Source organism: Pseudoalteromonas porphyrae (assembly GCF_001298125.1).
Lineage (GTDB): Bacteria > Pseudomonadota > Gammaproteobacteria > Enterobacterales > Alteromonadaceae > Pseudoalteromonas > Pseudoalteromonas neustonica.
In genome coordinates this window covers 20144-46537 of record NZ_LHPH01000011.1, presented here as the reverse complement: position 1 = coordinate 46537, position 26394 = coordinate 20144, and the positions used below count along the sequence as shown (strand labels likewise).

General features: G+C 40.3%; 25 protein-coding genes. 10 read left to right on the top strand and 15 right to left on the bottom strand.

The features are described 5' to 3' along the window. Positions 1 to 58: 58 nt before the first annotated feature. Entirely contained in the window at positions 59 to 751 is a 693-nt protein-coding gene (locus ADS77_RS11005) for a pseudouridine synthase (RefSeq protein ID WP_054205246.1), read from the bottom strand. Positions 752 to 836: 85 nt separating this feature from the next. On the opposite strand from ADS77_RS11005, the gene ADS77_RS11000 reads away from it, so the two are divergent. Next, positions 837 to 1142 carry a DUF6482 family protein gene (locus tag ADS77_RS11000; protein ID WP_054205245.1) on the top strand — a complete coding sequence of 102 codons (306 nt, stop codon included), beginning with the start codon at positions 837 to 839 and terminating at the stop codon, positions 1140 to 1142. A gap of 341 nt (positions 1143 to 1483) precedes the next feature. Here ADS77_RS11000 and ADS77_RS10995 read toward each other — a convergent pair whose 3' ends face one another. The 8 genes from ADS77_RS10995 to lptM form a co-directional block, all read right to left on the bottom strand. Further along, positions 1484 to 1843, bottom strand: coding sequence for a HopJ type III effector protein (locus ADS77_RS10995; RefSeq protein WP_054454430.1), 360 nt, complete (start codon positions 1841 to 1843; stop codon positions 1484 to 1486). A gap of 12 nt (positions 1844 to 1855) precedes the next feature. After that, a complete protein-coding gene (locus ADS77_RS10990; protein WP_054454428.1) occupies positions 1856 to 2977 on the bottom strand; it encodes a retroviral-like aspartic protease family protein in 1122 nt (373 codons plus the stop codon). A gap of 7 nt (positions 2978 to 2984) precedes the next feature. Continuing rightward, the gene (locus ADS77_RS10985) at positions 2985 to 3707 is read right to left on the bottom strand and encodes an HAD-IA family hydrolase (RefSeq protein ID WP_054205242.1); all 723 of its coding nucleotides are present in this window, start codon (positions 3705 to 3707) and stop codon (positions 2985 to 2987) included. Positions 3708 to 3716: 9 nt separating this feature from the next. Continuing rightward, positions 3717 to 4682 (bottom strand): tyrosine recombinase XerC, encoded by a 966-nt coding sequence (locus tag ADS77_RS10980; RefSeq protein ID WP_054205241.1) that lies wholly within the window; start codon positions 4680 to 4682, stop codon positions 3717 to 3719. Then, positions 4679 to 5308, bottom strand: a complete 630-nt coding sequence (locus tag ADS77_RS10975; protein WP_054205240.1) for a DUF484 family protein — start codon at positions 5306 to 5308, stop codon at positions 4679 to 4681. The genes ADS77_RS10980 and ADS77_RS10975 overlap by 4 nt, the downstream gene beginning before the upstream one ends. Beyond that, on the bottom strand, positions 5305 to 6135 hold the full coding sequence (gene dapF, locus ADS77_RS10970) for a diaminopimelate epimerase (protein ID WP_054205239.1): 831 nt from the start codon (positions 6133 to 6135) through the stop codon (positions 5305 to 5307). Before dapF ends, ADS77_RS10975 begins: the two co-directional genes overlap by 4 nt. Before the next feature lie 63 nt (positions 6136 to 6198). Further along, entirely contained in the window at positions 6199 to 7452 is a 1254-nt protein-coding gene (lysA, locus tag ADS77_RS10965) for a diaminopimelate decarboxylase (RefSeq protein ID WP_054454426.1), read from the bottom strand. A gap of 3 nt (positions 7453 to 7455) precedes the next feature. Then, positions 7456 to 7647 carry an LPS translocon maturation chaperone LptM gene (gene lptM, locus ADS77_RS10960; protein ID WP_054454424.1) on the bottom strand — a complete coding sequence of 64 codons (192 nt, stop codon included), beginning with the start codon at positions 7645 to 7647 and terminating at the stop codon, positions 7456 to 7458. Positions 7648 to 7781: 134 nt separating this feature from the next. Here lptM and cyaY point away from each other — a divergent pair, with 134 nt between their 5' ends. From cyaY to add, 8 genes are all read left to right on the top strand, one after another. After that, on the top strand, positions 7782 to 8105 hold the full coding sequence (cyaY, locus tag ADS77_RS10955) for an iron donor protein CyaY (protein ID WP_054205236.1): 324 nt from the start codon (positions 7782 to 7784) through the stop codon (positions 8103 to 8105). Then, positions 8102 to 8758, top strand: coding sequence for an alpha/beta hydrolase (locus ADS77_RS10950; protein ID WP_054454422.1), 657 nt, complete (start codon positions 8102 to 8104; stop codon positions 8756 to 8758). The genes cyaY and ADS77_RS10950 overlap by 4 nt, the downstream gene beginning before the upstream one ends. 24 nt (positions 8759 to 8782) lie before the next feature. Beyond that, positions 8783 to 9619, top strand: coding sequence for a DUF2914 domain-containing protein (locus tag ADS77_RS10945; protein WP_054205234.1), 837 nt, complete (start codon positions 8783 to 8785; stop codon positions 9617 to 9619). A 50-nt stretch (positions 9620 to 9669) separates the two neighbouring features. Then, positions 9670 to 10608 carry a hydroxymethylbilane synthase gene (gene hemC, locus ADS77_RS10940; protein ID WP_054454420.1) on the top strand — a complete coding sequence of 313 codons (939 nt, stop codon included), beginning with the start codon at positions 9670 to 9672 and terminating at the stop codon, positions 10606 to 10608. Then, entirely contained in the window at positions 10609 to 12456 is a 1848-nt protein-coding gene (locus ADS77_RS10935) for a uroporphyrinogen-III synthase (RefSeq protein WP_054454418.1), read from the top strand. Continuing rightward, complete coding sequence (locus ADS77_RS10930; protein ID WP_054205231.1) at positions 12453 to 13562, top strand: heme biosynthesis HemY N-terminal domain-containing protein; 1110 nt, start codon at positions 12453 to 12455, stop codon at positions 13560 to 13562. Before ADS77_RS10935 ends, ADS77_RS10930 begins: the two co-directional genes overlap by 4 nt. Positions 13563 to 13601: 39 nt before the next feature. Beyond that, positions 13602 to 16283 (top strand): CHASE domain-containing protein, encoded by a 2682-nt coding sequence (locus ADS77_RS10925; RefSeq protein WP_054454416.1) that lies wholly within the window; start codon positions 13602 to 13604, stop codon positions 16281 to 16283. Positions 16284 to 16434: 151 nt separating this feature from the next. Next, positions 16435 to 17436, top strand: a complete 1002-nt coding sequence (gene add, locus ADS77_RS10920; RefSeq protein WP_054454413.1) for an adenosine deaminase — start codon at positions 16435 to 16437, stop codon at positions 17434 to 17436. Positions 17437 to 17452: 16 nt separating this feature from the next. On the opposite strand, the gene ADS77_RS10915 is transcribed toward add, so the two are convergent. From ADS77_RS10915 to ubiD, 5 genes are all read right to left on the bottom strand, one after another. Continuing rightward, on the bottom strand, positions 17453 to 17866 hold the full coding sequence (locus ADS77_RS10915) for a CBS domain-containing protein (RefSeq protein ID WP_054454411.1): 414 nt from the start codon (positions 17864 to 17866) through the stop codon (positions 17453 to 17455). A gap of 119 nt (positions 17867 to 17985) precedes the next feature. Next, a complete protein-coding gene (locus ADS77_RS10910; protein ID WP_054454409.1) occupies positions 17986 to 18699 on the bottom strand; it encodes a helix-turn-helix transcriptional regulator in 714 nt (237 codons plus the stop codon). Between the two features lie 77 nt (positions 18700 to 18776). Further along, entirely contained in the window at positions 18777 to 19097 is a 321-nt protein-coding gene (locus ADS77_RS10905; RefSeq protein ID WP_054205226.1) for a hypothetical protein, read from the bottom strand. 126 nt (positions 19098 to 19223) lie between these two features. Then, a complete protein-coding gene (gene fre, locus ADS77_RS10900) occupies positions 19224 to 19937 on the bottom strand; it encodes an NAD(P)H-flavin reductase (RefSeq protein ID WP_054205225.1) in 714 nt (237 codons plus the stop codon). A gap of 106 nt (positions 19938 to 20043) precedes the next feature. Then, positions 20044 to 21510 (bottom strand): 4-hydroxy-3-polyprenylbenzoate decarboxylase, encoded by a 1467-nt coding sequence (gene ubiD / locus ADS77_RS10895; RefSeq protein ID WP_054454407.1) that lies wholly within the window; start codon positions 21508 to 21510, stop codon positions 20044 to 20046. A 168-nt stretch (positions 21511 to 21678) separates the two neighbouring features. Here ubiD and ADS77_RS10890 point away from each other — a divergent pair, with 168 nt between their 5' ends. Further along, the gene (locus tag ADS77_RS10890; RefSeq protein WP_235575764.1) at positions 21679 to 24312 is read left to right on the top strand and encodes an EAL domain-containing protein; all 2634 of its coding nucleotides are present in this window, start codon (positions 21679 to 21681) and stop codon (positions 24310 to 24312) included. Here ADS77_RS10890 and ADS77_RS10885 read toward each other — a convergent pair. Then, on the bottom strand, positions 24302 to 26323 hold the full coding sequence (locus tag ADS77_RS10885; RefSeq protein WP_054454405.1) for a methyl-accepting chemotaxis protein: 2022 nt from the start codon (positions 26321 to 26323) through the stop codon (positions 24302 to 24304). The genes ADS77_RS10890 and ADS77_RS10885 overlap by 11 nt on opposite strands. Positions 26324 to 26394 lie beyond the last annotated feature (71 nt).

Genomic DNA, 26394 nt, shown 5'->3' with positions numbered 1-26394 from the left:
TCTTTAACAACAGATTACGCCTGTAATCATAATTTGCAACTAGTTTATGAAAAATAAATTAATTTTTTAAAATGTTAGATTTGTCTATTTTAAGGTGGGTGTTTTCAGTTAAGTTGAGAGTCGCTAAATTAAGGTCGGCAATTTGCTCACGGTATAAATCAACAACTTTATAGCCACAATAATGCGCCATTTTACGTATTTGTCGGTTAAGGCCTTGTTTTAAAATAATGCTAAATTGGTGCTCAGCTATTTTTTCAACTGTGCAAGGCAAGGTGATGTGCTTATCAACAGGCACCCCTTTTGCCATTGTTTGGCAAAATTTATCATCAAGTGGTTTATCAACAGTCACTAAATAACGCTTTGGCTGGTGGAAGTCAGGATGGATCAGTTGATTACAAAACTCGCCATCGTTAGTGAGTATTAGGAGGCCTCGGGAATCTTTATCAAGTCTGCCAATGGGGTAAACACGCGTACCACTAGGTAAATGGTGAATGAGGCTACTTGCATCATTTGGATTGAGTTTACAATCAATGCCAACGGGTTTGTTATAAGCAAAATAGGTTAACGCAGCACGCCCTTGAATTCGTTTGCCATCGATACGTATATTGTCGTTATCATCAACATGGTCAATATGGTTTGCTGGGCGGTTATTAACACTTACTATGCCTTCGTCAATTAAGCGAGAGGCTTGTTTGCGAGAGCAAACACCCGCATGAGCGATATATTTAGCAAGGCGAGTTTGTTCAGTCATTAATTAATTCATTTGGTTTTAAGTTGATCAAAGTATATCAAACCTGCGTACAGATAATTTAACCTAATACTAAAAAGGTCAGATCATGGCTATTAAATTATCAGAACTTAAAGATCATCAACCGTTACAAAAAGTCATTGTTCATTCATTGGAAATGGCGTTATACCAAGTATCAGTAATGATTAATAACGTTGAATATTATGTCACTGACGAAAAAGGTGAATTTATTCGAGGGCTGAGTCCATTGCATATTCAAAAGCGCCTTGATCATTTGAGCTACGCACAAATGGTGTTACGCCATACCAGTGCATACGATGAAATGTGTGGTCAAAGCGAAAAAACAGCGAGCAATATGTTAGAAGTTCCTTATGGTAAAAATCATTTATACTAAATTTGTTAGTAGCGCGAGACTATTCAATGTAGAACGCGCTATTAGGACGTGTTGACCTTTCGTGATTAATTTTGCAGCAGTATAAAGCCAGACATGCGTTGCCCAAAGGGTTCTTCCTAGGGGCGATTGACTGTTTGTTACCTACACGGATGTAGGTAAGGGGCGTGAGCAGGACGCGGAAGCTTTGCTCGGCTTTTACTTATTCTCACATGGATGTGAGCCAGTAGAATAACGCAGGAGCAGTTATCGAGCCCACTCGATTACAAACCTCGCGCCGCGATTAAATCGCCCCTAGATTGAACAAATTTCAATCCACAAAGATCAACACGCACTAGGGTATTTTAGGCTATTTCTGATAGCGGCTGCTGTTCAAAAGTGAGACCTAAAAACGGTGTTGCCTCTGGTGCCAACATAAAAGTACGAATGTTCATATGGTCGTTGTTATCCGGATTTTTCAAGACATCATCACGGTAAAATTCGCCAAAGCAATCTAAGGTGTTTTGTTTCGTTAGCTGATTGAGTTTGGCAAAAGCAAAAATTTTACATGAACCATTGTTTTCAGTTGCAGTGCTTTTCAGCCCATGATTATTAAATGCGCTAGGTGTAAATGTGTAATTTGCTTCGATCACGGCCATTGTATCTGCAAAAGCGATATTCTGTGGTTCGTCCGCTAGGCGACTTAAAAAGTCATTGAGTGTCATAGTTATCCTTAATTATTTAGCTAGCTCTAGCTGATTAGTTTGTTGGTTTATATTAAATTTAAACAATTGTAAAAAGTTCATACCAAGCAATCCATAGTCACTATGACTATCAATTACTAATACTTCAAAGTTCTCAATATATTGTTTGCCAATTAAAATGGAATCTACCTGATAGCGCTGCGCAATTGCTTGGCCGTTGGCAGTATTAACTCTTATGCTATCAATATAGTCTGGTATTGGTCGTAATGCTTGAAATACTGTATTGGGTATCACCGTATAGCTCGCGCCGGTGTCTATCATTAGCTCGGTATTGAATGAGCTATTGATTTGCATGTTTAATAAATAGTGCGCGCCGTATGATTTGAGTGAGATTAAATCTACACCACTTTGTGCATGTGTTATCTGCATTTGTAGTTCATCAACTTGTTTTTGTAGCGGGTGTTCCACTGCAAAGCGCTCTAAAGTTGATTGTGAGCTGGTTATATCATCGAGTTGATAATACGCATTTGCCAATGCGAGTAAGTAATGAGGATTGTCGTTATCATAATCAAGCCACACAGAAGTTTGAGAAACTATTTTTTGCCAAGCATGTTGTTTGCTCAACGTATTTATTTGTGCGAAGGTCAATTGCTGTAAGCGTTGTAAAATAACAGCTTGCTCACTCTCATTTGCGAATGAATTTAAAGAAAAAAACGCGACAATCGCTTGATGAATTTGCTGATTTTTAACTAAGTGCTCAGCATTAAGACGTAGCATTTTTATATCATAAGGGTACTTGTTTAAAAACGCTTGTAAAAAAGTATCTGCAACGGTGAGCTCATTATTTTTAAGCCAATTATCGAGCGTATCGAGCCAGTGAAAATAAAGGCGCTCAGCGTGTAAAGGGTGTGTGTTTTTTAGTTTTTGGTAGCTTGTAACCGCCTGAGAAAAACGCTGTTGCTGAAAATCAGCTGTGGCTTGTTCATATAGCGGATTGGTTTTGCTTTTATCATTTATCAAGGTGTTTTCGTGTGTTATTAACGTTGGCTTTGATGCTAATTGCACCTGCTCTTTTGGCCATAAAAAATAGCCATTTAAAGCGACTGAGGCCAATAATAACAGTGTGATGACTTTGACGTATAGCGTGCTTTGCATCCTGTTTTTATTGCCCTGATGCAGAATTAAGTAATTGCTTGAGAGCAAACACATTCGCAATTTCTATGTCAGGTAACCCCTTGTAAGCATAATTAATATGCTGATCGTTTAACCACACAGATTGGCAACCTGCATTATGAGCGCCGTGTACGTCAGAATCTAAGCTATCACCAATATGTAAAATTTGCTGTGGAGCGACATTTAAATACGCGCAAGCTTGCTCAAACATGGTTGGGTGTGGTTTGGCTTTTCCATGCATGCCAGCTTGTAATACGAGTTCAAACACTCCCTTTAAGTTAAACTGTTCAACATCAGCATTGCCATTTGTAATAGCAATTAAGCGATATTGCTTAGCTAGTTGGGAGAGTAATTCGAGTACCTGTTCACTGACGACAATATTGCTGCGCGCGTCAGTAAATGCTGTGTAGGCATTATTTACATGATATTCGAGTTCAGCATCTTGATAACCAATTTTACTTAACCCTAGCATAAGCGTGTGTTTACGCCATAGGGTTACATTATCAATTAAAGCGGGATTTGATTGAGCTGCTTGGTCACGGCATTGTTGCCAATAATGTCTACCTTGTGCTTGCCACTGAGTGAGTGAGTTTAAATAGTCAAACTGCGCCTGTACGGCGGCTTTAATGATGGGGCGATTGTTATACAAGGTATCGTCTAAGTCAAAACTAAGCACGGAAAAAGGGGAAATAGCACGATTAAAGCGGATCATAAAAGCTCCTTATTCTGGGTCTGTGCGCTTTTTGGCGCGAGGGTGCGTGTTATCGTACACTTTTGCTAAATGCTGAAAATCTAAATGAGTGTAAACTTGTGTTGCGGATAAGCTGCTATGCCCTAATAACTCTTGCACAGCGCGTAAGTCACCAGAAGATTCTAAAATATGAGATGCAAAAGAGTGGCGTAATTTATGCGGGTGGACTTGGCTACTTATGCCTTGCTTTATTCCCCATTCTTGCATGCGTGACCTAACGTGACGTGCTGATATTCGGCATTTTTTACTGCTAACAAATACCGCAATTTCGTCAGGATGAGCAAATTGAGGGCGTATTTTTAGCCATTTATTTAATGATTCTAATGCTTTACCGCCTACGGGTAATAAGCGTTCTTTACTGCCTTTACCCCGTACTAAAATTTCTTTGGCGCTGCGGTTTATATCTTGTAGGTTAGCACCAACTAACTCACTTATACGTAGGCCAGAAGAATACATTAATTCCATTATCGCTTGATCACGAATCGCAAGAGGGTCGTCATCTTGAATATCAAGTAACCGTGCCATTTGGTCTACATCAAGATTTTTAGGTAATGGCTTGGCAAATTTAGGGCCTTTAATTGCCTCTGCAGGGTTATGATAATGTGTTTGTTGGGCGATATTTTTAGCTTTTAAAAATTTATATAAACTACGAATGCAGCTGAGCTTTAAACTAATTGTACGCCCGCTCAGTTGCTTGCTTCTGAGCTGCATACTGTAGCGGCGAATATGTTCACCTTGTACGCTTGACCAATCATCGCATAGCTTACTGAAATACAACGCAGCAAAGTTCAGTTGCGTGGTGTATTGGGTGATCGTGTGTGGAGAGTATTGCCTTTCAAAACGCAGATAATCACTAAATGATTGAATAGGTGTGCGCCACTGGTCGCTTAATTGCTCATGCAATTCATCAACACTTGGCGGCTGCGGCTCGATCATGCCAGCTCAAGTTCCAGTAATCTCAATTGTAATGAGCGTACAAATTCAAGCACAAACAGGCTGTCTTTGGCGGGTTCAAAGTGGTTTGCATCATCACTGCCAAATGCCAAAATAGCCACTGGGTGTTTACTATTGCCAATTAAGTAAAGCGCAGTTGATTGTGTTTGTGGGCGGAACAGTAAATCGCGTTCTTGCTGGCTTACACGGCCAAGGTACGTACCATCGTTCATTAAGCGATGTGTAATTAAATCATCAAACTTAGTGTCATACTTAAGTAAATGGCATTCACTAATAGCCGCATTGGTACAAATAATATTACGTAAGTTTACTGCTAGCGTTTTAAAGTCATAATTAGTCCACAGTTGGCGGTGGCACTCACTAAATAAACTATAAATTTGCTCGTTTTCTTTTGCGTGTTCAATAAGTTCATCAATTTTGTGTTTTAACATTGCATTATGTTCACGCAATTGACGCTGCTGAATATGCACTAAAGAGGTGGCGCCTTGAGCATGCTGTTGCAATTCAAGTTGCGTTAACAGTGCTGGGTTTTGCAGTAAAAAATCAGGGTTTTCTAGCAAAAACTCACTAACTTGTTCATTTGTTAGTTTACTGGGAATGTTACTCATAAGGCAACTTGACCATCAAATACATGCTCCGCAGGGCCTGTCATACGCACTGGGTGACCTTCACCTTGCCAGCGAATTTGTAAACTTCCGCCTGGTAAGTCAACTTGCACTGTGGTGGCTAGCTTATTTTGAATTTGGCCAATGACCATCGCAGCACATGCGCCTGTACCACAGGCTAGTGTTTCGTTTACGCCGCGCTCCCACACTCTTAATTTAATGTGCTCTTCGTTTATTACTTGCATAAAACCTACATTTACGCGCTGCGGAAAGCGCTCGTGATTCTCAAGCAATGGTCCTAACGTGCTGACATCGGCTGTTACTATGTCGTCAACTTCTAATACGCAGTGAGGGTTGCCCATTGAGACCGCACCGCTAAAAACAGTGTGTTCTTGTGCACGAATAATATATGTCAGTTCACGTTTAGTGGCTTTAAGCGGGATTTTGCTTGGCTCAAAATTAGGGTGCCCCATATTAACGGTCACTTGGCCGTCTTTTTCGATATACAGGGTGAGGTTACCTGATTTTGTAGACACAGTAATTTTGTGTTTGTTGGTCAGGCCTTTCATCCGCACAAAGCGGGCGAAACAGCGGGCACCATTGCCACATTGCTCGACTTCATTGCCATCAGCATTAAAAATACGATAGTGAAAATCAAGATCGGGAGAATAGGGCGCTTCAACCATTAACAATTGGTCAAAGCCAATGCCGAAATGGCGATCGGCCAGTTTTTTTATTTGATCTCGTGACAAGAAAACGTTTTGTGTAATGTTATCAATTACAACAAAATCGTTGCCTAGGCCGTGCATTTTGGAAAAATTAACTAACATAGCGCTCTAATTCGGATTTGCTCTGCGCTAATCATGCCACAGAGCAGCCGTGTTACAAAAAGTTTATGGTAAAATTTTCTCGCCCTGCCATAAGCTTTCGACAGTTTCACGAGCGCGTATCAAATGGCTTTGTTCGCCATCAACCATAATTTCAGCTACGCGCGGGCGCGAGTTGTAATTTGAGCTCATTGTGAAACCATAAGCACCGGCACTACGTTGGGCAAGTAAATCCCCTTGTTGTAGTGCAAGCATGCGGTCTTTACCTAAAAAGTCACCTGTTTCACATACCGGCCCAACAATATCAAAGTTGTGTGTGGGGGTATCGTCATTGCGTGGCGTTACCGGCACAATATTTTGCCATGCTTGATATAACGCAGGGCGCAGCATATCGTTCATGCCCGCATCAACTATTGCAAAGAACTTATCTTGGTTTTGCTTAATAAACTCAACTTTTGTTACTAAAATCCCAGCATTGGCGGCAATGGCACGGCCGGGTTCAAAAATCAGCTCTAGGTGTTGGTAGTCAGTTAAACGGTCAGTGATATGAGCCACATATTCACTTGGATGTGGTGGTGTTTCACCATTGTATGGCACGCCTAAACCACCGCCAATATCTAAATGACTTAGCTCAATACCATTGGCTTTTAAGTCATTAATAAGGGCGAGTACTTTATCTAACGCTTCTAAAAATGGTTTTATTTCGGTGAGCTGCGAGCCAATATGGCAATCAACACCGGTGATTTTCAAACCAGGTAATGAAGCGGCATATTGATAAACGCTCACTGCAGTGAGAATATCAATACCGAATTTATTTTCTTTTAAGCCAGTTGAAATATAGGGATGAGTTTTTGCATCAATATCAGGATTAACACGAATCGAAATTGGCGCAACCAAATTAAGCTCACTGGCTACTTCAGATATACGGTCAAGTTCAGATACAGATTCAACATTAAAGCATTTAATTCCAAGCTTTAGCGCATAAGCAATTTCGTCAGCTGTTTTTGCAACCCCGGAAAAAACCACTTTACTGGCGTCACCACCCGCTTCAATAACACGGGCAAGCTCACCTTTAGAGACAATATCAAAACCAGAACCTAAGCGAGCCAATACATTTAATACTGCAATATTTGAATTAGCTTTAACGGCATAACACACTAAATTTTTATGGTTTTTAGCCGCTTGTGCAAACGCAAGGTAGTGACGTTCAAATGTTTTGCGTGAGTAAATATAACAAGGTGTACCATATTGTGCTGCTATGTCACTGACAGCGATGTCTTCGCCATGCAGCTGATTATTTTTATAGTCAAAAAAGTCCATTTGTTAGTCCTGTTTCGATTCGGTTGTTGGCGTGTCTTGGTTTGCTACTGATTCAGTTACTTGTTCTGTTTGATTTGGCTGCGTATTTTCTTCAGGCAAATACAGTGGTCCGCTTTGTCCGCAACCAGCTAAAGCGATAAGTAGTACACCAAGAGGGGAAAGTCGTTTTAATTTTTTAAGATGCATCTCTTTCATTAGATTAATCGTGTTGCTGGCTTTATAATCGCAGATTAACAGAATATCTAAAAAATGCAGCTATTCGCGGATGATTTTATTCCTGTTACACTAACCGTAAGCAAATTTATCCTACTGCCGTAAAGGAAATAATAATGACTGATCATGAATACCACCAATTAGCCGAAGCACTTATGTTCACAATTGAAGAGCAAGTGGATGACTGTGAAGCCGATCTTGATTATGAATCTGCACAAGGTATTTTGGAGATTATTTTTGCCGATCGCAGTAAAATTGTAATTAATAAGCAAGCACCATTACATCAAGTATGGGTTGCAACAAAATTTAATGGTCACCACTTTGAATTACGTGGCGATAAATGGATAGATAACCGCTCTGGTGCTGAATTTTGGCAGTTTATGAATGAAGCAACAACTCGTCAAGCCGGCCAACCTGTACAATGGCAGTCTGAATTATGAGTTTAGAGTTTGTTGAATATCCAGCTAAAGCAAAGCATCAAGCAACGATTATTTGGTTACATGGCCTAGGCGATTCTGGTGATGGTTTTTTACCGGTCGCACCTCAACTTTCACTTCCTGATGATTTAGGCGTACGCTTTGTATTTCCACATGCGCCGGTGCAACCCGTCACTATTAATGGTGGCATGGAAATGCGCTCGTGGTATGACATTAAATCAATGGATCTTGATAAACGTGCGGATGAAACTGGGGTACGGGAATCTGCCGCCAAAGTTGAAGCGTTGATCAGCCATGAGATTGAAAAAGGTATTCCAGCAGATAAAATAATATTGGCTGGTTTTTCTCAGGGCGGTGTTGTTTCACTGCATTTAGCTCCACGTTTAGAGCAAAAGCTTGCAGGAGTAATGGCACTTTCAACGTATATGTGCGTGCCAGAGAAATTAACCGCAGAAGCAAAACATACAGACTTAACTGTATTTATGGCTCATGGAAGCCAAGATCAGGTTGTGCCTTACGGCGCGGGTCGTCATGCGTTTGACATATTATCAGCGCATAACATGGATGTAAGTTGGCAAGAATACCCAATGGGCCATCAGGTTTGTGGGGAAGAACTAGCGGCTATTCGCCAATGGTTAATTGCTCGCTTAAGTTAATAGTGTTGAGTAACCGAGGCTAAAATGAAACAAAAAATAGTAATTACAGCAAATATGAGGCGTGCAGAACCAAGTGCACCGTCAGTAACCTATCAATGGCATTGGAAACGCATTGCCACTGTAACTTTACTGGGTTTATTTGCATTAGTTGTTTTTACTTATAGCCTATTGGGCTCGGTTAATGCTGAGCAAAATGATCTGCCTAATGTGTCAAATGACGTACCGATATTAGTTTCTACGAAGGGTGCTGATGAAGATCTCCCTTTCGTTACGCCTATAATTGAACAAAGTGATGATGTGCAGGTTGAGCCTGCGCTAATTACAAATAACTCGATGGCTGAGATTGAACATGCCATCGATTTACAGAGCGCTAATAACGATGAGTCAGAACTAAGTGAAACAACAGCACTGAATATTGAAGCTGACATTACGACAGTATCAGATGAGACTGATTCAACAGTCGCTCAGCCAAAAAGTTTTGCCAGTACCGCCCATGTTGCAAGTGTTGCGTTGGGTGCAAAAATAGATACAGACAAAGTAAGCCGAGCAGTATTGACGCGTGATGTAGTGGGGCGCGAGCCTGTTAATGTCTTAAAAGCGGATATTCGAATTGGTGAATTTGTTGATACTATAGCTTTTTTTAGTGAGCTTAAAAATTTACAAGGGCAAAAAGTGACCCATGTTTGGCGTTATGAAAACGAAATAATGGCCAGTATTGAACTTGATGTCACATCACCGCGTTATCGTACTTATTCAAAGAAGCATATTTTATCAGAGCAACTTGGCCACTGGCGTGTTGACGTGATTGATCAGCAAGGTCACTTATTAGCACAAAAAGAATTTCGTATATTAGCCAGATAAACGCTGCAGCGCAGGGCTAAGTAAAGAACATAAATTGGATACTTTTTATTATGACAAACACAAATAAACTCGTTCGTATAGCAACCCGAAAAAGCGCCTTAGCACTTTGGCAGGCAGAATTTGTAAAAGCGCAACTTGAGCATTTTCATAAAGACATTACTGTTGAGCTCGTGCCGATGTCGACTCAAGGGGATATTATTTTAGATACACCTCTGGCTAAAATTGGTGGAAAAGGGTTATTTGTTAAAGAGCTTGAACAAGCTATGTTAGATGGCCGTGCTGATATTGCCGTGCATTCAATGAAAGATGTGCCTGTAGATTTTCCAGAAGGTTTAGCGCTGCACACGATTTGTGAGCGTGAAGACCCGCGCGATGCGTTTGTGTCCAATACATACGCTGATATTGCGCAGTTACCACAAGGTGCAATTGTGGGTACTTCAAGCTTGCGTCGTCAGTGTCAAATTCGTGCGTTGCGCCCGGATCTAGAGATTCGTGATCTACGCGGTAATGTAAATACCCGTTTAGCAAAGCTTGATGACGGCCAATACGATGCGATAATTTTAGCCGCGGCTGGCTTGATTCGTCTTGACATGCATGAGCGTATTAAAGCGTTTATTGAGCCTGAAGTATCGCTACCGGCCAATGGACAAGGGGCTGTTGGTATTGAGTGTCGTATTGATGACGAGGCTACCAAAGCATTGCTTGCACCACTTGAGCACAGTGAAACGCGTATTCGCGTGAATGCTGAGCGTGCTATGAATCGTCGTTTAGAAGGAGGTTGTCAAGTTCCTATTGGTGCCTATGCTTTAGTTGATGGCGAACAGGTTCATCTTCGTGGCTTAGTGGGTGCTATCGATGGCAGTGAAATACTACGCGCTGACATTAGCGGTAACACGATTGATGCAGAAGCGTTGGGCGTGCAATTAGCTGAGCAATTACTAGCATTAGGTGCAGATAAAATTTTAGCTGACGTATACCGAGACGCATAAATGTCACATATCCTGATAACTCGCCCAGAGGGAAAAGGCGCTGACCTTGCAGAAAAGCTGCTGCAAGGGGGTTATCAGGCGACCTTATTTCCAGTTTTAACACTTGATTACTTCACACTACAAAGCGCTCAATTAACCCCTTTGTTGAACGCAGATAAAATTATTTTTATCTCCCAAGATGCGGTCAAAGCTTTATTAGCACTTAAACCAGATATAAACACCAAAGCGCAGTTTTACGCTGTAGGTGAAAAAACCGCAGAGGCCATTTGGCAAGGGTTTGGTGTGCGTGCCGCGGTGCCTAAGCAGCATGATTCGGAAGGTTTACTTGCATTACAGTCGCTGCAACAGATTGACGGGCAAAATATTGTGCTTGTTAAGGGGAAAGATGGTCGTCCTACAATAGCTAAAATATTAAAGCAGCGCAGTGCTTTTTTAAATAACTTAGTGATTTATCAGCGAGCCCCAATCGAAGGGGAACCAAGCAACTGGCTAGACCACTGGCAAAGCCTTAATGTTAAAGGTATAGTCATTACTAGTAATGCGGCGGTTGATGCTATTTTTAATCAACTTCCTTTAAAACAACTAGAATGGTTAAGACAGTGCCAGTTTTATGTTGCTAGCAGTCGTATTTGTGAACACCTCAAGCTACAACATGTAAATTCGGAAAATATTCACATTGCTGCAGGTGCGAGCGATAGCGCTATGTTTACCTGCATCAGTCAAGGTAATACTATGAGCGAACATGCAAAGCCAACAACACTGGCAGCTGAAGTAAAAACAGCATCATCAACTAATCAAACAGCAAAGTCAGCGGCAACTTCTCCAGCTGCTAAAAAAGAACCCATGATGAACCAAAATAATAAACAAAAAATAAGTAAAACAGGCAGCTTAGCGTTGCTTATCTCGCTAATTGTTGCATCGGGTGTGGGTTATCAATTTTATCAAAAATTTAATACAGAGCAGCAAGCCAATCAATTAGTTACTCAGCTATCTGCTGACAATCAATTATTGAGTAAAGAATTGCAAGCAGTGAAAGCAGCGCAGCAAACACTGCAACAAGCGTTATTTAATAGTGAGCAAAAAGTAGCTGCTAGTTTGGCTGAGAATGCGGATAATACAGCTAAGCAACTAGAGAGTGCATTGCAACGTGCTCAGCAACAAGCATACAGCCTTAATCCGCACGAAGTCACAAGTTTACAACGCATGGCCGAGTTTAAGTTATGGGCTGAGAAAGATTATAAAGGTGCAGCCGCAGTGCTGGCGCGATTAGATGCTTTGCTAGCAGAGCATCCAGGAACCGGTGCTATTCGCCAAGCAATTCATAGTGATATGCAAGCGCTTAGTATCGTAAAACCGATCCCTGCTGAAGCGATTTATTTACAACTTCACGGTGTGTTAGAACAAATAGATAAGTTAGATTTTAATGCGGTGGCGTTACCACAAGTAGCAATTACGACGAAGCAAGATGCTTTGAGTGAAGATGTCAGTGACTGGCAACAAAACGTAGCTAAAACATGGGAACAGCTGCAAGATAATTTTATTAAAATTCGTCAACGTGAAGATATTGCAATTGAGCCTTTATTAACAGAGCAAGAGCGTCATTTAATTAAGCAGCGTTTAAGTCTGTATTTATCTCAAGCGCAAGATGCACTTTTAACTAAACAAGCAAGTATATATTTTACCGCTTTAAATCAAGCTCATGTATTAGTGAGTGATTACTTTAAGCAAGATGATCCACATACACAAAGTGTACTTAAAACATTGGCAGGCTTAAATAAAGAGTCACTAAACTTTAGCCCTGAAATCACTTTGAAAAGTACTGAGCAGGTCAAGGAGTGGGCACAATGATACGCATTATTTTGGTTATTTTAGCCATTGCAATTTTGCTTGCTGTATCACCCTTGTTAATCGGTGAAGTTGGCTATGTACTTATCTCGTTTAATCACACTACATTAGAGGGCTCAATTGTTGCTTTTTGTGCGGCATTTTTAGTTATTGCACTTGGACTGTATGTTACTTATAAACTCATTCGCTATGTTTGGTCTTTATACAGTAATACTCGTCATCGCTTTTTTGCTCGCAGTGAAGAGCGCAAGCAAGCAGCCATTGAACAAGGTATTTGGAGTTTAATTAACAGCGATAGTGAGCAGTTAGAGCTTGCGCTGGAAAACAATAGTGTGGCAGATAATTGGCATGATGTACGCTATGCTTTATTAGCCAAAGCCGCTTTGCAAAAAAGTGAGATAAATAAAGCAATTACCTTACTTGAGAAAATTTCAGCAGAAAATCAATTAAAAGCAGCTAAACTTTGGTTAGCCACAGGCGATTGCAGTACGGTGACTGGTGATTTAAAAGCATTAGCAGAAGCTAAAAAAGCAACTGCATTAGAGCTGAAAATGTACGCGGAAGTGTTAGTTCAACAACAAAAGTGGACGGCTCTTGAGCAATTTATGCCACGTTTATTAAGTAAACAAGCATTAACCGATACACAGTGGTCGTCATTATTCACAGCTTATTTTATGGCACAGCCGCACTCGCAGTTAATTGATAAATATCAACAGCTCTCAAAAAGCTTGAAAGTAAAAGCGCATATGGCTTATTTATCTGTGATGGCAAAAGTAGGGCGTTTAAATGAAATTGAGCTAACTTTATTAAAAATGCTTAAAAAATCAGAGCAACATAATGATCTTGCCAAAGTATTAAACGTTTCTGCACCGGGAGATGCGCTGAAATTACAGGCGAGCTTACAAGATACGCTGAAAAAAGAACCAGATAATCAAGACTTATTACTATCGCTAGCGTGTTTAGCGAATGCACATGGCGAATACGAGCTTGCTGCACGTGTATTTGATAAGGCGTTAAACCCTGAAAACAGTAAAGATTACTTAGCACAAGCTCAGCTTAGTTATAGTAAAAGTGCACAGCCACAAAAAGCGCTGGATCTTTACCTATAATCTAAATAGGCTTATATCGGCATAGGAGCGCCAGAGCATATGAAGAATATATTTACTCTGACTGTTAGCCTTGCTTTTGCTTATTTTACGACTGGTTTTTTTAGTAATTTATTATTGGCTGTTGATGGATATGCTGTTGCTTCATGGCCGCCATCGGGTATCGCTTTAGCTGGTTTTTTATTATGTGGGCGCCGAGCTTTAGCGGGGATTTTGCTCGGTGCACTGCTTACTAATCTTGCTCACCTTGATCGTGTTGTTGATATATTACATTGGCAAGTATTCCTTCAGGCTTTAATAGTTTCTTTAGCTGCAACTTTTCAGGCGTGGTTTGGTAGCTACCTCATTGTAAATGTAATTAAAGCCCCTTTAGATTTATCATCTTTAAAACGCAGCGTTCATAGCTTAATTGTTGCAGGCCCTATTTGTTGTGTTATTGCAGCGTCAATAGGCACTACACTGTTGGTTTATAATCAGGTTATTCCTGCCCATGTCGCCGTTGATAATTTTATAGCATGGTGGATTGGCGACAGTATAGGGGTGTTGATTTTTACACCGCTAATATTGGCAGCGTTCAATTATTCACAAATGCGCCATCGACTACAGGTTATTCTCCCTTCGTTATTTATCTATATGGTGATTAGCCTGAGTTTTTACGCTGCGGCTAGTGTCAAAAAAGAAAAAAACATTCAAAAACAAAGTGCTAAGATTGCTGCTGTGCAATCTGAAATCAATCATAAAATATCTGAAATAACAGGGCATTTGACTCTTCTCGCTACCTTTTTTGCCAGTAGTGATGGGGTTAATTACCAAGAGTTTAAGCGCTTCACTTCAAAGCAGTTGGATTATAGCCATGAAATTTTAGCATTTGAATGGGTACCGCGTGTTACTAAAGCCGAGCTAACCCAATACCAACAGGGTATTCAGCTTGAAGGGGTTGATGATTTTTATATTAAAGAAAAGTCATCAGGACAAAGCTGGCAGCCTGTCTCAATGCGAGATGAGTACTACCCTGTGCAATATGCCCATCCAATAGTAGGAAATGAGGTTGTACTTGGGTTTGATTTGGCTTCCAATGAGCAGCGATATGATGCGTTAATGATGTCAAAAGCATTGAATGAATTGGTAATAAGTGAACCTATAGGGTTAGTCCAAAGTAATGCTGATGGTAATGGTGTATTGTTTTTCTTCCCTGTGTTTGGAGACTTAGATACTCAGGGTGATTTTAAAGGGTTTGTTGTTGGGGTGGTGAGTTTATCGCGCTTATCTCAATCGTTATGGTTTAATCATGACAGTAAAATAAGCGCCCATTTTTACGATGTAACAGATGAGAATGATCAGCAATTAATTTATCAAACTCAAAGTGCGAATGTTGAATTGCTAAACGAGTATCAACTTTTACTTGGAAAGCGTATTTGGCAAGTGCAGCTATTTGAGCCTAAATCAAAAACATCATGGGTCATGTATTGGCTTGCACAAATAGTGGGTATGTTATTTGTTTGGTTGTTAATTACCTTCTTGATATCAGTAACGGGTACTAATATTCAGGTGAGGGAGCAAGTCGCTCAGCAAACACGGATTTTACGTCAAGAAAAACAAAAAGCAGATGAAGCGAGTCAAATCAAAAGCCAATTTTTAGCGAACATGAGTCATGAAGTACGCACACCAATAAACGGTATTAAAGGTTTGCATTATTTAGCGTTGCAACAGCAAGATTGGCAACAAGGTCGCCGTTACATAGAACAAGCTGATGGTGCACTTAGCGTGCTTTTGAGGGTGCTGAATGATGTGCTCGACTATTCAAAAATGGAAGCCGATAAGCTTGATTTAGCACAAGAACCCATAAAGGTTAATCACCTTATTGATGAGGTTATGAACTTAGTGCAATTTGAGGCGGATATTAAAGCACTCAACTTGCAGTTGGAGTTAGATCGTGGCGCACAATTACAGATAGATACCGATCCAATTCGGCTAAAGCAAGTGTTATTAAACTTACTAAATAATGCCATTAAGTTTACCGCAGCAGGGACTATCACATTAAAAATATGGCAAAGTGAGAGCGTTACTTATTTTAGTGTGAATGACACAGGCATAGGTATTAACGACAATGCTCAACAGCAATTATTCCAACCGTTTGCACAAGCTGACAGTTCTACTTCACGCCAGTATGGTGGTACAGGCTTAGGCTTAAGTATTTGCAAGAAGCTGGTTGAGTTAATGGGAGGGGCAATAGGCCTGGAAAGTAAACAAGGGCTGGGCTCTACATTTACTTTTACTTTGCCACGCATTTCACCGCTAGCAAAAACAGAGCAGTTAGAAACACGCTTCAACGATATAGATACAAGCAGCTTATCGTTTGTTGATTTTAAAATATTATTAGTAGAAGACAACCCCCTAAACCAACATGTTGCAACTGCAATATTAAAAACAAAAGGGTGCGTTGCGGATATTGCTAATGATGGTTTTGAGGCGATTGAAAAAGTGTCACAGACACCTTATGACCTAGTTCTTATGGATATTCAAATGCCTAATATGGATGGTTTACAAGCGACTAAGGTTATTCGTAATGAGCTATTTATGAGCGAGTTGCCTATTATTGGCTTATCAGCAAATGCGCATGATGAGGATGCGAAAAAAGCATTAGCAACAGGTATGGACGACTACTTAACTAAACCAATTGATGCTGATAAATTATTTAAAACGATGTGGCATTATTTACAATAAGTGTATAAAGAGTTTTTGGCATTTATTTTAAATGTTTTCATCTTTGTCATGCAGACAAATGACCTCAATAAAGAAAACAAAATCATCTAAACTTGAATTACCTATTTAAGTGCGTATGATCCGCGCAAATTTAACTGACTGAGTGCTAATTATGATTAATAAAAAACTCCCTTTGCTAGATATCCATCGCCATTTAGACGGTAATGTTCGTGCGCAAACTATTCTTGATTTGGGCCGTCAGTTCAATATCAAATTACCCGCCGATAATGTGGCGGCGCTAATACCGCATGTGCAAGTCATTGATCCAGAACCAAACCTAATGGCCTTTTTGCAAAAATTAGATTGGGGTGTCGCCGTACTGGGTGATTATGATGCCTGTCGTCGTATTGCAATTGAAAACATTGAAGATGCACAAGCGCAAGGTTTAGATTATGTTGAGCTTCGTTTTAGCCCTTATTATATGGCGCAAAGCCAAGGGCTGCATCCGCAAGGCGTTGTAGAAGCCGTGGTTGATGGTATAAAAAGTGCCACTCAAAGCAGCAGTGTTAAAGCTAATTTAATTGGCATTATGTCACGTACTTATGGCACCAAAATTTGTCAACAAGAGCTTGATGCGTTGCTTGCATTTAAAAATGATTTAGTGGCTGTAGATTTAGCCGGTGATGAAATTGGTTTTCCGGGAGAGCTATTTGTTGATCACTTTAAACAGGTCCGAAATGCCTACCTAGCCGCTACTATTCATGCGGGCGAAGCACTTGGTGCTGCAAGTATTTGGCAAGCAATTAATGAGCTTGGAGCAGAGCGTATTGGCCATGGTGTAAAAGCGATTGAAGATGTAAAGCTAATGGACTACCTGCGAGATAATCGCATAGGCATTGAATCATGCTTAACCAGTAATGTGCAAACGAGTACCGTTGCTAGCTTAGATGTGCATCCACTGAAACGCTTTTTAGATCATGGTATTTTAGCGTGTATTAATACGGATGATCCTGCTGTTGAAGGCATTGAAATTGAGCATGAATATGCAGTTGCCGCACCAGCGGCTGGTCTGACGCAAGCTGACATGGAAAAAGCGCAAGTAAATGCACTCGAGATAGCCTATTTGAGTGATGCTGAAAAGCAACAGTTAAAACAGAGTGCCGCTGCTAAATAGCAGCGACGTACGCCACCTAATGTTCTTTTTGACAGCTTAAGTAGTTGTCAAAAAGAGCTTTAAGAATATCGCTTCGGCCAATCATACCAATCACCGTTGTGCCCTCTACAACAGGGTAATTTTTTGGCTTTCCCGTTTTCATTTGTTCGGCTAGTTCAATAATATTGGTATCACCGCTGACGGTAACCACATCAGTTTGCATCAGCTGAGCTACTTTGACTACGCCATCACAAAAATAACTATTTTGCATTAATGGCTTTAGTAGTTCTTGTTCAGAAATAAAACCTACTAAACACTTATCCTCATTAAATACAGGTGCCCCCATCAGTTTGAGTTTTTGTAATTCTGAAATCGCCGTAGTCATTTCAGTTTCAGGTGTGATATTGGGTAGTTTGCGTTGCATAAAATCTTTTACTTTTGTATTTAACATTTGGGTCTCTCCCCGTTAATGACTTGTACAAAGTATGGTTAATGAATGGGTTTTTGGGAAATTGTTTATGTTGATTGCTCTGATAGGTTAAAACAATCAGATCACCAGTTGTTGGTAATTTATTTATTTTCCGGGCAATCAATATCAACGTGGTATTTTGCTTTAACTAACTCAATATAGTGTGAGAGACTTTTGTGTGAACTGGTGTTGAATGTATTCGCTAGTGAGGTAATGCTTTGGATGCGATCTAAGCGAAATTCACGATAGTCATTACGTAATTGGCAGTGAGCGATGAGCGTCCATTTTGCGCCCCAATATACGAGCCCAAGAGGATCTACAATGCGGTGGCTTGGCTGCTGGTTAACATCTAGGTAATGAAATTCAATACAGGTTTTATTGGTAATAGCTTTACGAAGTTGCAATGTAATTTCTTGATGGGTTTTATCATGGTTAAAGGCCGATACTAAATAAGGTAATTCTTCGACTTGCTGTTTTAGCTTTTCAGGCAATACGGCATTTATTTTAGCTATTGCAGCTTGGGCTTTGGCAGCTAATTGTGGGTCAGTCCATGCACTCACCATTTTACTACCTAGTAGAAGCGCTTGTAATTCTTCTAATGTAAACATCATTGGGGGAAGATCGTAGTGTGTTATTAGGTAACCCACCCCCGTATCACCTTCAATGGGCACGCCAGAACTTTGAAGGTGTTGAATATCGCGATAAATGGTTCGTTGAGATACTTGCAGTCGGTTAGCAAGTTCATTTGCAGTAACCGCAAAGCGGCGACCTTTTAGCATATTTACTAATTGAAACAGCCGCTCTGATTTATGCACGAACGTATCCTTTATCGTTTAAGTTAATGTATTTAAGCGGATTTTTGGGAAGTAATTTAACTCAGACTTTAGGTAGCTCAACTTTGCTGGCAAGCTGTTTGGCTTAATACTTCGTAATGGGTTAATTGTACACTTTGTTTTTCAATTAATGCTGCAAATTGTTGGCACTGCTCGTTTTCAAAAAACATATCACTCACTCGTTTCGCATCTGCGGGAGTCGCAAAGTATATAACATCAATATATTGCTGGGTTTCTGCTTGTTTAGCAAGTGAGCGATAAAACACTCCTGGTTGCTTGTCGATAAAGTTTTGGAAGGTATTATTGGCGATATGAAATTGTGCCAAATCTGTGTCGTTATTTAGTTTAAAAGTGATAACTTCGATTACGTTAGTGGTCATAATTGTGCTCCTTGTTTAAGAGCGAACAGTAAACCATAATGTATTGTCAGGGAGTGTCAGTAGCCAGCTTAATTATATCAATTTGGTGCAATTGAAATAATTAAGCTGGCTATAATGGATTTTTTATTACTTAATAAACGCGAATGCGTCAGCGTACATGTTTTCGCGGATTGCACCATGAGCAATAAAATCATCTCGTACGATGCCAATCATGTCAAAACGCCCTGCCATGTAAATATCATATGGCGAAAGGGAGGCAATATCGCTCATCACGGCTTTATGTACGTAGCCAGTATGGCCTGTCCAGCTGACTGTTGGGTTTTCAACGACAGGGATAAAAGTAAAGTTTTCTCGGCTATTAGCCCACGTTTGCATTTCAGTGTGTGCATATAAAGCCGATTCTTCACGTACACCCCAGTAAAATAAAACAGGGCGGTCACAACCAATTTCGCTTAAATGATCAGCCATTGATTTTGCGTATGAAAAACCAGTGCCGCCAGCGAGTAAAATAATCGGGCGTTCGCATTGTAGGCGTAGTTGCGAAATACCTAAGCCCGTTTCAATGGTTACTTTGGTATTGTTAGTGTGTGCATCACGTAAATGTTCAAGGGTTTGCATGGCGTATGAGTCAACTGCAGATGCGCCAATATGTAATTCAAGCTCGTCACACTGTGAAGGACGGCTAGCAATTGAAAATGCACGCTTGTCTTTCTCACCAAGCACAACTTGTAAGTATTGGCCTGCTTCAAATTTAACACTTTCAATTGGTTTTAAAATAACTTTGTGAACAAATTCAGTTAATGGGCTGATAGCAACAACGTCAGCATGTAATGTTTGCATGGTTTACCTTTTAGCACTGTTTGCAGATACGCATTCGAATTTCTCAATTCTAGCATATCTGCACAGGGGTTTTATAGACTGTTAATTCATCAGTTAGATGATCAAACTATAGAATATCAAGACTTTGCCAAATATCATCAACACGGTCTTTAGTGGCTTGGTCCATAACGATAGGTTCACCCCATTCTCGCGTTGTTTCACCAGGCCATTTGTTGGTTGCATCCATACCCATTTTAGAACCAAGTCCGGAAACAGGTGATGCAAAATCTAAATAGTCAATCGGTGTATTTTCAATTAAAGTTGTATCACGAGCGGGATCCATGCGTGTTGTAATAGCCCAAATTACGTCGTTCCAGTCTCGGGCATTGACGTCGTCATCACACACGATTACAAACTTAGTGTACATAAATTGACGTAAAAACGACCATACACCCATCATTACTCGTTTAGCATGGCCAGGGTATTGTTTTTTCATGGTCACGACAGCCATGCGGTATGAGCAACCTTCAGGCGGTAAGTAAAAATCGACAATCTCAGGAAATTGCTTTTGTAAGATTGGTACGAATACTTCGTTTAGTGCAACGCCTAGAATTGCAGGTTCATCTGGTGGACGGCCGGTAAAAGTACTGTGGTAAATTGGATCTTTGCGATGCGTCATATGCGTGACGGTCATAACTGGAAATTCATCCACTTCATTGTAGTAACCAGTGTGATCGCCATAAGGACCTTCTGGCGCTACTTCACCAGGCATGATATAGCCTTCCAATATGATTTCAGCACTGGCAGGCACTTGTAGATCATTTGATATCGACTTAACTACTTCTGTTTTGCTACCACGAAGTAAGCCAGCAAATGCGTATTCACTTAGGGTGTCAGGTACAGGCGTTACTGCACCTAAAATTGTAGCAGGATCTGCGCCAAGTGCGACTGATACAGGGTAAGGTTCGCCAGGGTTTTCTTTACACCATTCTTGAAAATCAAGTGCGCCGCCACGGTGTGAAAGCCAGCGCATGATTATTTTGTTTTTACCAAGTAATTGTTGGCGGTAAATACCTAAGTTTTGACGCTTTTTGTAAGGTCCTTTGGTGACGGTTAAGCCCCAAGTGATAAGGGGAGCTACATCGCCAGGCCAGCAATGTTGGATTGGCAGTTTAGTTAAATCTACCTCATCGCCTTCAAGGATAATTTGTTGGCAAGGTGCTTTTTTTACTTCTTTGGCTGGCATATTAAGTACTTGCTTAAATACCGGAATTTGCCCTAGCGCTTCTTTAATGCCTTTTGGTGGTTCTGGCTCTTTTAGGAATGCCAGTAGTTTACCAACTTCACGAAGCTCACTAACATCATCTTTACCCATGCCCATAGCAACACGTTTAGGTGTGCCAAATAGGTTGGCTAAAACAGGCATCGAATGCCCTTTGGGGTTTTCAAACAGTAAAGCTGGGCCTTGAGCTCGCAGCGTGCGATCGGCTATTTCGGTCATTTCTAGGTAAGGGTCAATTTCTTGGTGAATACGTTTAAGCTCACCTTTTTCTTCTAGTAATTTGATAAAATCACGGAGATCTTTATATTTCATTGTCGGCTGCTTTAAGGCTTAAATTAGAATCATTATACTTGAGTCATTTTTATTAGCGAGTTTACTCGGCTTTGTTTATGCTACATTATTATTTTTCATTTATTGCCTTTCTCACATTAAAGTTTCATTGGGCTATAGTTATACTTTAGATAAGAAAGGGGGGTTCACTTGCGCAAAACTTTTATTGATAAGGTATTAATTTTAAAAGTAATTATTTTTATGGCCTGCCTTCATTGTCGTACGGGTATTGCTGCCGATGATTTATCCACTATTATTTCCCCGGCTCTTTTTAAAAACCACAGTGCTATTATGTTAATTATTGACCCTGAGTCAGGTGATATTGTTCAAGCAAATGATGCCGCGGCCTTATTTTATGGTTTCAATGTAAGTGAGCTGGAAAAAAAATCTATTCAGCAAATTAATATTTTTACTAACGAGCAGGTGGCACAAGAGCGTGCAGCTGCACGTACTGAAGGTCGTAATTATTTTGTTTTTAAACATCGTTTAGCAAGCGGTGATATGCGTACTGTCAGTGTCTATTCAACCCCCTTTAATGTTAATGGTAAAACACAGCTGTTGTCGGTGATTCATGATATCTCTTCACAACGAAGCTTAGAAAAAGAGTTATGGCGTTACCAAGAAAACCTCGAAGAGCTAATTCGTATACAAATAGGTGAAATAGAAAAGAAGCAAAGTGATCAGCTTTTACTAGCGATTATTTCAATTGCTTTACTATGCGTACTATTACTAATTTTAAGTGTACTGGCAACACGATTACGAAGAGCAAAGCGAGCAGCGCAGCAAGATAGCTCTAAGCTGCAAGCTATTTTTGATAGTATTGATGACTTACTTATTTTTGCTGAACCGAACCAACGTATTTCTGCTGCAAATAAAAAAGCACAACAAATACTAACCGCTAAAATGCCACTTTTTGGTCGTTTTATGTATGAGTTTGAGGTGAGCCAAACACTATCTAGCGATGCAATTAATGAGCATGAATATAAAGGTGCAGAAGGAAATTTTTGGGGGGAATATACCTGTACGAAAGTGGTTGATAATGATGCTCGTCACTTGGGAAGCATTCATTTTATACATGATATTTCAGAGCGTATAGCCACGCGACGTCAACAACGTTTAGCGAGTACTGTTTTTGCGACTACTAATGAGGGAGTGTTTGTTTCCAATGGCAAAAACGAAATCATTATGGTGAATCGTGCTTTTATAAATATTACAGGTTACTCACAAGATGATGCCTTAGGGAAAACGCCAAGTTTACTTAACTCTGGCCGACATAATAGTGAGTTTTTCAAAGCGATGTATTTGCAATTAAATACACAAGGGCAGTGGGAAGGTGAAATATGGAACCGACGTAAAGATGGTTGTATTTACCCTTGCTGGCTGAGTATTGCAGTCGTTTTTGATGATACAAAAAATATAGAAATGTTTGTGGCAATTCTAAACGACATTAGCTTACGCAAAGAAAATGAACAAGAAATGTGGCTGCAAACTAATTTAGACACGTTAACAGGCTTGCCAAATAGGCAGCACTTTTATAATAAGGTTGATCAGCAAATGTTGCATGCTCAAGCAGAGCAAAAACGCTTAGCTATTTGCTTTATTGATTTAGATCGATTTAAAAGTGTGAATGATACCCTCGGACATGCAACGGGAGACTTATTATTATTAGAGGCGTCAAAACGAATAAAGGCGTGTATGAGTAGTGGTAACCTTGTTGCGCGCTTGGGGGGGGATGAGTTTTCTCTCCTGCTGACGAACATCAATACTGTTAATCAAATTGAACATATTGCGTTAAAAGTACTTAATGCTTTGAACTCACCTTTTGTAATCGCAGAGCATGAAGTATTTGTTTCGGGCAGTATGGGTATAACGCTTTACCCTGATGATGGCTTGGAGCGTAAAATTCTTATTCGCAATGCAGATAGTGCAATGTATAAAGCGAAAGAAAAGGGGCGAAATTGTTTTGAGTTCTTTACACCAGGCATGCATGAACAGGCACAAGCTCGCAGTCAGCTTGAGGGGGCGTTACACAAAGCGCTCAGTAACAATGAGTTTACGATTCATTATCAACCAATTATAAGTATTGATGGTGAAAGGCTCGGTTGCGAAGCTCTACTGCGTTGGTATAACCCAGAATTAGGTCATGTTTCGCCTGCTGATTTTATCCCTATTTGTGAAGAGCTAGGCTTGATAGTGCCGATTGGCGCATGGGTATTGCGTGAAGCATGTCAGCAAGCCAGTAACTGGTGTTGTAAGCTCGATGGTAACTTCTTTATTACGGTTAACTTCTCTAGTGTGCAGTTTGTCCGACAGAATGTATCTGAATTAGTTAAAGAGTGCTTGGCTGAAACAGGACTCGCAGCAGAGTGTTTAAGTCTTGAAATTACTGAAACAGTGCTTGCAGATAGTAGTGATACAACATTAAAGCAATTACAAGCAATTCGCGCCCAAGGCGTTGGTTTAGCAATAGATGACTTTGGGACCGGCTACTCTTCTTTAAGCTATTTAAAGCGCTTTCCGTTAACTAAGCTCAAAATTGATCGCGAGTTTATAAAAGAACTACCTGATAACACTGAAGATTGTGCTTTGGTCAGTGCCATTATTTCCATGGCAAATAATTTAAAACTAAAAGTGATTGCGGAAGGGGTTGAAACCCAAGAGCAAGAGGATTTTCTACGCAATTTAAATTGCGATTACATACAAGGGTTTTTATATAGTAAGGGCTTACCGAATGATGAATTTGAGTTGTTTTTAGAAGCGAATAGCTCGCACATTAAAATTTAAACCTTTCAACAGCACTTGCTAAAGAGTGAGCTAGTTGGTTTACATTCTCACTTTGGCTGGCTAAAGTGTTGGCGTGGTTAGCATTATTTTGTGCTTGTATAGTTACTTTAGCCATGATTTGTTTAATATCATTACTGTTATCAAGTTGATGGTGTGAAGAGTTAGCTATTTGCTGACTCATTTGGTTAATTGTGGCTAAGGTACTTTTTATTTTATCGACTGCTTGGTTTAGCTCACTGCTGTTTGTTACGCATTGTTGTGCTTGTTGTTGGCCATCGTTGATTTCATGATGGGCAGAACTGGCTTGATGTTGTAACGTTTGGATCATGGTATGGATTTCGCTCGTTGAACTTTGCGTTCGCGCAGCAAGAGAGCGAACTTCGTCGGCCACAACTGCGAAACCGCGGCCATTTTCACCCGCTCGGGCGGCTTCAATCGCAGCATTGAGGGCAAGTAAATTAGTTTGCTCGGCAATACTGCTAATAGTATCTACAATTGCGCCAATTAATTGGGTGTGTTGCGTGAGCTCTTCTGTACAAAGTACCGCTTGATCAAGGCGAGTAAGTAGCGCTTCAATTCGCTGGCTATTCCTATCAGCAATTTGGTTTACGTCATTAGCAAATTGCGAAGCATTGGCTATTTCATTAGAGGTAATATCAGCTTGTTCACATACTGTTTGAGAATTGTTTAGCATATTTTCGGCAAGTGATGTCGCGTCTGCGATTCGTGTAAGTTGCTGCTGTGCTGCAAGAGTCATTTGCTGCCCTTGTTCGCTGGTGCTAATTGCTGATTGGTCCAAAGTATGTGCATTGTCGCTGATATCAACGAGCAATTTACTTAAATCATCACTGAGCCGATTAATATTATTTAATAATGCGCCGAACTCATCATCACTGCGTGGGTGAGTACGTCTTGATAAATCTCCTGATGCTATTCTGGATAGCGCTTTATTTACCGCATTTAAGGGTTTAAGCATTGATCTTGTAGTCAGCACAGAGATCAAAGCTGCAAATGAAATCAGTATGAGGCTAATAATTACAGCCAATGTAGAGCCTGTACTTATTGTTGACTTTGCATCGTTTTGTAAGGCTGTAAAGCGTTGATCAGCAAGTTGAGTAAGTTGGATTATTAGTTGTTCGGTATCTTGAAATTGTTGCTGAAAATCTGTGAATGTTTTTTCGGCTAAAATGCGATTAGTAAGCATTGTATTTTGCTGCTGGTAAATGGTAGCTAGTTGTTCATTAACGTCAGCCATTTGAGCTGTAAGAGACGTAAAGTTTGCTGCATTGTGTAGTTCACTGGCTTGTTGCTGTAAATAGGTAAAGTTTGAGCGAATATTATCAAGTAAAAAATCGGTGTCTTGTTGGTGCTCGCTAAGCACTTTTAGTGAACTAATGTACTTAATACTTTTTACATTACTGGCAAGAGTGAAAAGTAGATCATCTATTCGAGTTGCAGTACCCACGATTGAATCCAATAATCGCTGTTGTTGACTGGTTACTTCTAAAAGCTCTAAATCAAGTAGCGCGTTACTTAAAGTAGCGAGATTCTCTGTATAAAAACTGCTTGATTTTTCGACAGCAATGCCAGCGTCTAAGCCAGATTTTTTTGCACTGAACATGCTGGAGCTAGTCCCAGCGAGGTTTGTATAGCTATTACCTATAAGTGATAGTAGCGATTGCATTTTTGGCTGATCTTGTAGCTGTTGCTGCAGTTGAGAGAGCTTTTCGTTTAGCTTTTTTTGCTCAGCTATTGTGCGTTGCTGCTCTTGCTGTAATTTTACTACTGTACTTTGGCTATACGCGACGGCATTAAATTTAGTGATCGACAGCAGTGATAGTTGCAGTGCCTTACTTTGCTGCTGCACAGGGACTGCGAGCGTTTCAATATCTGAGTTCGCGATGCTAATTTTGCCAAGAGACCAATAAAAAAAGCTACTACTGGCTAGCATCAGCAGACCAATTGCGGAAAATGCAAATACCACTTTATATTTTATTGCAATTGTTTGCATAGCACACTCATAAATACAGGCTAAATAATGAGTGTAGCAGTCTTTTTATAAAATATAAGGATGAGAGGATA

Bases quoted from the DNA above. Each gene is read 5' to 3' on its own strand.
- ADS77_RS10980 (WP_054205241.1), bottom strand. From the start codon at position 4,682: ATGATCGAGCCGCAGCCGCCAAGTGTTGATGAATTGCATGAGCAATTA.
- ADS77_RS10985 (WP_054205242.1), bottom strand. From the start codon at position 3,707: ATGATCCGCTTTAATCGTGCTATTTCCCCTTTTTCCGTGCTTAGTTTT.
- ubiD (WP_054454407.1), bottom strand. From the start codon at position 21,510: ATGAAATATAAAGATCTCCGTGATTTTATCAAATTACTAGAAGAAAAA.
- fre (WP_054205225.1), bottom strand. From the start codon at position 19,937: ATGCAAACATTACATGCTGACGTTGTTGCTATCAGCCCATTAACTGAA.
- add (WP_054454413.1), top strand. From the start codon at position 16,435: ATGATTAATAAAAAACTCCCTTTGCTAGATATCCATCGCCATTTAGAC.
- ADS77_RS10975 (WP_054205240.1), bottom strand. From the start codon at position 5,308: ATGAGTAACATTCCCAGTAAACTAACAAATGAACAAGTTAGTGAGTTT.
- ADS77_RS10925 (WP_054454416.1), top strand. From the start codon at position 13,602: ATGAAGAATATATTTACTCTGACTGTTAGCCTTGCTTTTGCTTATTTT.
- ADS77_RS10950 (WP_054454422.1), top strand. From the start codon at position 8,102: ATGAGTTTAGAGTTTGTTGAATATCCAGCTAAAGCAAAGCATCAAGCA.
- ADS77_RS10905 (WP_054205226.1), bottom strand. From the start codon at position 19,097: ATGACCACTAACGTAATCGAAGTTATCACTTTTAAACTAAATAACGAC.
- hemC (WP_054454420.1), top strand. From the start codon at position 9,670: ATGACAAACACAAATAAACTCGTTCGTATAGCAACCCGAAAAAGCGCC.
- ADS77_RS10945 (WP_054205234.1), top strand. From the start codon at position 8,783: ATGAAACAAAAAATAGTAATTACAGCAAATATGAGGCGTGCAGAACCA.
- lptM (WP_054454424.1), bottom strand. From the start codon at position 7,647: ATGAAAGAGATGCATCTTAAAAAATTAAAACGACTTTCCCCTCTTGGT.
- ADS77_RS10935 (WP_054454418.1), top strand. From the start codon at position 10,609: ATGTCACATATCCTGATAACTCGCCCAGAGGGAAAAGGCGCTGACCTT.
- ADS77_RS11000 (WP_054205245.1), top strand. From the start codon at position 837: ATGGCTATTAAATTATCAGAACTTAAAGATCATCAACCGTTACAAAAA.
- ADS77_RS10915 (WP_054454411.1), bottom strand. From the start codon at position 17,866: ATGTTAAATACAAAAGTAAAAGATTTTATGCAACGCAAACTACCCAAT.
- ADS77_RS10930 (WP_054205231.1), top strand. From the start codon at position 12,453: ATGATACGCATTATTTTGGTTATTTTAGCCATTGCAATTTTGCTTGCT.
- ADS77_RS10885 (WP_054454405.1), bottom strand. From the start codon at position 26,323: ATGCAAACAATTGCAATAAAATATAAAGTGGTATTTGCATTTTCCGCA.
- lysA (WP_054454426.1), bottom strand. From the start codon at position 7,452: ATGGACTTTTTTGACTATAAAAATAATCAGCTGCATGGCGAAGACATC.
- ADS77_RS10995 (WP_054454430.1), bottom strand. From the start codon at position 1,843: ATGACACTCAATGACTTTTTAAGTCGCCTAGCGGACGAACCACAGAAT.
- dapF (WP_054205239.1), bottom strand. From the start codon at position 6,135: ATGTTAGTTAATTTTTCCAAAATGCACGGCCTAGGCAACGATTTTGTT.
- ADS77_RS10990 (WP_054454428.1), bottom strand. From the start codon at position 2,977: ATGCAAAGCACGCTATACGTCAAAGTCATCACACTGTTATTATTGGCC.
- cyaY (WP_054205236.1), top strand. From the start codon at position 7,782: ATGACTGATCATGAATACCACCAATTAGCCGAAGCACTTATGTTCACA.
- ADS77_RS11005 (WP_054205246.1), bottom strand. From the start codon at position 751: ATGACTGAACAAACTCGCCTTGCTAAATATATCGCTCATGCGGGTGTT.